The organism is Bradyrhizobium sp. (genome assembly GCF_035701725.1).
Classification (GTDB): domain Bacteria; phylum Pseudomonadota; class Alphaproteobacteria; order Rhizobiales; family Xanthobacteraceae; genus Bradyrhizobium.
Window position 1 is genome coordinate 1 of the sequence record NZ_DASSRP010000342.1, and the last position, 2,118, is coordinate 2,118.

A 2,118-nucleotide genomic window follows, 5' to 3' on the forward strand; every position below is an offset into this window, starting at 1 on the left:
TTCAAACGGCCCGGACGGCGGGGTTTCGGGCACGACCAGCGTCGGGCGTCCCGATCCGAAAATGATCGCTTCGGCGTACCATTGATCGTAGGATTCCGGCACCGAAACGATGGTGAGATCGCGCAGCCGCGCATATTCCACCAATCGCTCGGGAACGCGATAGCTCACGCTTTTCTCGTGAATGATTTCGTGCAGCAGGCCGGCCTTTTGCGCGGTGGATTCAAAGGCCGCCAGCAGGCCTTCCGCGCTGTCGTGGCTGCGATGCCCCTCGCGCGCAGCGATCGCTCCCGCCGCGCCAAAGGAGAGAAAGCTGCCGGGGATCTGAACCTGAACGTCGCACGAGATCGCCGCGAGGTGCGCGTCAAGTGCGGAGCCGAACGACACAGCCCGCTCGATCACCGAATCGGGTGTCGGGTCGGGGTAACTGGTCAGCGTGAGCAGCACATCCTTGATCGCCATCGAACCCTCCGGGCACATCAGAGGTATGAACGCTAGCCTCTGACGCTGCGGCCGATTTGATCTATCGCAGATCGCCGGCCACGCACTGTAAAGCCCGATCAAGCCTGCTCTTCTGAGAACTATCCGTTGATCCAGATCAACCTCACCCGCCCGAGCCGCCCTAGTTTTCGAGACCAGGGTGAAGCCATGAACAACATCGGACAAGAAGACTACGGCCCGGTCGCCAAGACGCTGCACTGGGCCACGGTTGCTTTGGTGATCGTCGCCTGGGCCCTGGGCTCGTTCGGCGACGAGCTTTCCGAAGGACGCGTCAGGGATTCCGGATTGCTGATCCATATCTGGGTCGGATTGACCATCCTGGTGATCGCGTTCGTGCGGATCCCATGGCGTATCGCAAACCCGCCTCCCAAGGCTCTTTCCACCGAGTTCGGGAAATGGCTGGTGCAGTGGACTGACCCGGTGTCCCGGTTGACGCACTACGCGCTCTACGGATTGCTGGTGCTGGTGCCGTTGCTCGGCATCGCGGTGCAGTTTGCGCGTGGCCATTCGCTGCCGCTGTTCGGCCTTGCCGAAATTCCCTCGCCGTGGGTTGCAGACAAGGCGTTCGCGCATAACGTGAAGGAGGTGCACGAGGTTCTGGCCAATCTTCTGCTCGTTTTGGCCGCGTTCCATATGACGGCTGCGCTGCTGCACCACATCGTTTTTGGCGACAACACGTTGCGGCGCATGCTGCCGGGCTCGCGCAAGTTGAGCTGACCGCCGGGCGCGAAACGAAAGATCGATATGCCTGCCACGCCGCACGTCGAGAAGCATTTCACCGCGTCGGAATCGGTGCGCGATGTGGTCATCGGCATGGCCGATGGCCTCACCGTGCCGTTTGCGCTTGCCGCCGGCTTGTCGGCCGCGGTGGTCAGCACCGACGTGATCGTCACGGCCGGACTTGCGGAAGTCGTGGCGGGCGCGATCGCCATGGGGCTCGGCGGCTATCTCGCCGCGCGGACCGATGCAGAGCATTACGCGGCCGAAGAGCGCCGTGAAAATGACGAGATCACGCATCTGCACGACAAGGAGATCGCGGAGGTCGAGACCATCTTCCGCGAATACGGCCTGGAAGGGCAATTGCTGCGGAACGTGGTGAACGCGATCGCGGCCGATCGTAAGCGCTGGGTCGACTTCATGATGCGGTTCGAACTCGGGCTCGAGCGGCCCGATCCGAAGCGCGCCCCGATCAGCGCCGCCACGATCGGAGGCTCGTACATCGTCGGCGGACTGATTCCGCTGATCCCGTATATGCTGGCGCACGATATCAAGACGGCGCTGCCAATTTCGGTCGCAGCCACCGGGCTGGCGCTGCTCTGCTTCGGCGCGATCAAGGGCCACTTTACCGGCACGAGCAAGCTGAAGTCGGCATTGCAGACGCTTCTCGTTGGCGGGCTCGCCGCCGCGGCGGCCTTCTGGCTCGCCCATCTGTTCGGCTAGCCGGAAGCCTTCGGGACTTGGGTATTCAGAGTTCTGCTTCGATCTACTTCTTGAGAGTGATGGCGACGTCCGCATAAAGATTTGCGCCAAGCTCGAACGGCATAAGCTGACCTTTGAAAGTACCCTCGCCACGAGCACCGTCGAAGCGACCCGTGCCGCGCAACACCGCGACCGGCGCTT

General features: G+C 62.5%; 2 protein-coding genes and 1 pseudogene. 2 read left to right on the plus strand and 1 reads right to left on the minus strand.

Annotated elements, in window-relative coordinates; all coding sequences use genetic code 11:
- Window positions 1–459 (minus strand): annotated as a pseudogene (locus VFL62_RS20540) (universal stress protein); the annotation flags it as partial.
- A 186-nt stretch (window positions 460–645) separates the two neighbouring features.
- Between VFL62_RS20540 and VFL62_RS20545 the strand changes: the two are divergent.
- On the plus strand, window positions 646–1,215 hold the full coding sequence (locus VFL62_RS20545; protein ID WP_325174217.1) for a cytochrome b: 570 nt from the start codon (window positions 646–648) through the stop codon (window positions 1,213–1,215).
- 27 nt (window positions 1,216–1,242) lie between these two features.
- Window positions 1,243–1,938, plus strand: coding sequence for a VIT1/CCC1 transporter family protein (locus tag VFL62_RS20550; RefSeq protein WP_325174218.1), 696 nt, complete (start codon window positions 1,243–1,245; stop codon window positions 1,936–1,938).
- The last annotated feature ends 180 nt before the right edge of the window (window positions 1,939–2,118 follow it).